Source organism: Mesorhizobium sp. P3_A9 (assembly GCF_056402975.1).
Window position 1 is genome coordinate 1 of sequence record NZ_JBFUGJ010000472.1, and the last position, 3,699, is coordinate 3,699.

Sequence of the window (3,699 nt, forward strand, 5' to 3'; positions counted from 1 at the left end):
GGCCAGGGGATGATCGACGGCCAGGGGATGATCGACCGGGCAGACGAAATCAAGCGGCTCCTGGAACAGCTGCTCGAAGCTGAGTTGCGGCCGCTTGGTTGCAAGCACGCACAAGCCGACCTCCACCATGCCGTTTTCGACCGCCTCGACGATGGCGTTGGAATCGCTGTCGCGAACATGGATATCGAAGCGTTTGCCTTCGGCGCGTAGCTGGGCGATCGCCCGTGGCAGCAAGGTCACGGCAACGGAAGGCACGCTTGCGACGTCACAGCGGCCCTGCCGGTCGGCCGCGTAGCTGACGATGGCCAGGCAGGCGCGATCATAGTGGGCGATTATTGCCCGCCCCTCATCGAGCACGATGCGCCCCACGGCTGAAAGCGCGCCCTTGCGCTCGCTCTCAAACAGTGGCGCGCCAATGTCGTCCTCGAGCTGTTTGAGGGTCATCGACACGGCGGACGGCGTGCGGCCGATCTGATACGCCGCGGCGCGCACGCCACCGCTCTCGCAAACCGCGACGAAGCTGCGCATGCCGACAAGGCTGATGGTTTTGGTCACTGTTAAGCTTACCTGAACATTTGCACCAAAAATTGAGCTTGATTGAAGTTCACAACATTGGTTAGGTCGTTGTCAACCGAATTGATACAGGACAAACACGATGCTGAACGGACAGAACTTCGTTGCCGGCGAGTGGCGCGATGGCGCCGACTGGATCGAGGACAGCAATCCGTCGGACCTCACCGATAGTGTCGGGCGTTTTGCCCAAGCTGCATCGTCCGATGTTCACGACGCCGTAGCGGCGGCCCATGGTGCGCAGCGAGAATGGGCGGCAGCCGGGCTCGAAGCGAGAGCCGCGGTTCTGGATGCCATCGGCCGCGAATTGATGTCGCGCTCGAAGGAGCTTGGCGAACTGCTGTCCCGTGAGGAAGGCAAGATCCTGGCCGAGGGCGTCGGCGAGGTCTATCGCGCCGGGCAGTTCTTCACCTATTTCGCCGCCGAGGCGCTGCGCAATCTCGGCTCTTCGGCGGACTCTGTCAGGGCCGGCGTGGACGTCCTGACAGAGCGCGAGCCGCTCGGCGTCGTCGCGATCATATCGCCGTGGAATTTTCCCATCGCCACCGCGTCCTGGAAGATCGCGCCGGCACTGGCTTTCGGCAATGCCGTCGTCTGGAAGCCGGCCAGCATCACGCCAGCCAGCGCCTGGGCCTTGACCGAGATCATCAGCCGGCAGGCCATTCCAAAAGGCCTTTTCAACCTCGTCATGGGATCGGGATCGACGATCGGCCGCGAGCTCGCCGCCAATGCCGACATCCAGGGCTTGAGCTTCACCGGCTCCGGCGCCGTCGGCTCGAGCATCGCGGCATTGGCCGCGGCTCGCTTCGTGAAGCTTCAACTCGAAATGGGGTCGAAGAACCCGTTCGTGGTCATGGACGACGCAGACCTCGACCGCGCGGTCGACCTTGCCGTGAACGGCGCCTTTGGCGGTTCGGGCCAGAAATGCACGGCATCGTCGCGCCTGATCGTCCACAAGCCGGTGCATGATGCGTTTGTCGAGCAGTTCCTTGCAAGAACCAAGGCGCTGAAGGTCGGCCATGCCCTGGAAGCCGGTGTCCAGATGGGACCGGTCGTCAGCGCCGGGCAACTCGGCGCCAACCTCGACTATGTAGCGCTCGGCAAAAGCGAAGGCGCCGAGCTTGCAACAGGTGGCGAGGCGCTCCACCTGGCGCATCGGGGGCACTACATGGCGCCCGCCGTCTTCCTCAACGGGCGTTCGCGCATGCGCATCAATCAGGAAGAGATGTTCGCGCCGATCACCTGCGTCATCACCGCCAACGATCTCGACGAGGCGATCTTCCTTGCCAACGACACCCCTTACGGACTGACGGCGGGGATCGCCACGCGCTCATTGGCGCGCGCCACGAAGTTCCGCCATGCGTCGCGCTCGGGCTGCGTCATGGTCAACCTTGCGACCGCCGGCACGGACTATCATGTGCCGTTCGGCGGCATTCGTGCCTCCAGCTACGGCCCGCGTGAGCAAGGCCGTGCCGCGGTCGAGTTCTACACGCAGGTCAAGACGTCCTATATCCATGCGGGCGTACCCGAATGACCACCGATCAGCCCCAGGTGCTCATTGACGGGCTTCAATACTGCAACTGGTCGCGCGAGATCTTTCAACAGATGCGCCAGGGCGGCCTGACCGCGGTCCACGCCACTGTCGGTTACCATGAAGGTTTCCGCGAGACGGTACGCCACCTCGTCGATTGGCGCACACGCTTGCGCGACAACGAGGACCTCATCCTTTTGGCGCGCGACAGCGCCGACATCGAGCGCGCCCGCGCCACGAACCGCACGGCGATTTTCCTCGGCCTGCAGAACCCGATGCCGATCGAGGACGACATCGGCCTGATCGAAATGCTCTTCGATCTCGGCATCCGCTTCATGCAGCTCACCTACAACAACCAGTCGCTTTTGGGCTGCGGCTGGATGGAGAAGGAAGACAGCGGCATCACCCGCATGGGGCGCGAGGCGATTGCCGAAATGAACCGGCTCGGCATGATCATCGATCTGTCGCACGCAGGCGAGCGAACGACGCTGGAAGCAATCGCGCTGTCGCAAAAGCCGGTGGTCATCAGCCACGCCAATCCGCGTTGGCTCTGCGACAGCAACCGCAATGTTTCAAGGACCGTCATGCAAGCGCTGCGCGACAAGCAGGGACTGCTCGGCCTTTCGCTCTACCCGTTGCATCTTCAGCAGGGCTCGGAGACGACGCTTCGGCAATTCGGCGAAATGGCCTCAGCAGCAGCCGAGATCATGGGAGCGGAGCAACTCGGCATTGGCTCGGATCTTTGCCAGGACCAGCCCGACAGCATCGTGCGCTGGATGCGCGAGGGCCGCTGGACCCGCCAGGCGATCAGGGCCGCGAGCTTTCCGCCTCAACCTTCCTGGTTCAGATCGAACCTCGACTTTCCCAAGCTTTCGGAAGGCCTTCTGTCGGCGGGCTTCGGCAAGGTCGAAACCTCGCTCGTGCTTGGCAATGCCTGGCATCGCTTCATCGTCACTAGCCTTCCTAACGTTGCATGACAGGAGACAAATCACCTCACTGGCCTAGGTGGATCGCCTACCCCTCGCGAGCACCAGCACGACCTGGGTCGTATCGTGGACAACGTCTGCTCTAAGGAAGTGGCGGAACTTACTCCCTTTGACCGAGATAGATGCATCCGGCGGCTTCTGGGTCGTATCCGGAAGGTCTGCTTCTAGGAAGCGCTCGTCGGTAAGCTGCCGTTCGAGTCCACGGTCATCGGGCAAAGTTTGCCTCGTCAGCTAACGACCCCATCCTCGTCGTTCGCGTGCGAACCGCACCATTCTAATACCGGCCGTTCATCAGTGGACGACGAACTGGCCTCGAAGTCGGCCTGGAACCTGTGCTGCGGTTAAGGCATCCGACGTGTTGATCGTGGTCGACAACTAGGTCGGCGAATTGGAAATGAACCGCAACTTCAGCAAATCTGCGTTAGAGCAAAATTGCACACCGGCTTACAGGCTGTGCGCAGCAAAGCCAAAGCCTTGCGATGTCGCCCCGCTTACGACAGGATTGCCGCAACTTGAGGTTAGCCTATGACGCCAGATACCTTGCGACCCGACCACCCGCCACTCGACACTCCGCCCGTGCAGTACCTGAACTTGGACCCGTCGTTTTATGTC

The 3,699-nt window shown here is 62.0% G+C and carries 3 protein-coding genes; 2 read left to right on the forward strand and 1 reads right to left on the reverse strand.

Annotated elements, in window-relative coordinates:
* Window positions 1-555 (reverse strand): LysR family transcriptional regulator (locus AC1DX0_RS32760; RefSeq protein ID WP_477358518.1); only part of this gene is annotated, 555 nt, incomplete at its 3' end.
* Window positions 556-655: 100 nt separating this feature from the next.
* Between AC1DX0_RS32760 and AC1DX0_RS32765 the strand changes: the two genes are divergently transcribed.
* Together AC1DX0_RS32765 and AC1DX0_RS32770 are read left to right on the forward strand one after the other, a co-directional pair.
* A complete protein-coding gene (locus tag AC1DX0_RS32765; RefSeq protein ID WP_477222646.1) occupies window positions 656-2,104 on the forward strand; it encodes an aldehyde dehydrogenase family protein in 1,449 nt (482 codons plus the stop codon).
* The gene (locus AC1DX0_RS32770; RefSeq protein ID WP_477222647.1) at window positions 2,101-3,078 is read left to right on the forward strand and encodes a membrane dipeptidase; all 978 of its coding nucleotides are present in this window, start codon (window positions 2,101-2,103) and stop codon (window positions 3,076-3,078) included. The genes AC1DX0_RS32765 and AC1DX0_RS32770 overlap by 4 nt, the downstream gene beginning before the upstream one ends.
* The last annotated feature ends 621 nt before the right edge of the window (window positions 3,079-3,699 follow it).

What these genes read in the sequence shown, in the direction of transcription:
- AC1DX0_RS32765 (WP_477222646.1), top strand. Translation starts at nt 656, where the DNA reads ATGCTGAACGGACAGAACTTCGTTGCCGGCGAGTGGCGCGATGGCGCC.
- AC1DX0_RS32770 (WP_477222647.1), top strand. Translation starts at nt 2,101, where the DNA reads ATGACCACCGATCAGCCCCAGGTGCTCATTGACGGGCTTCAATACTGC.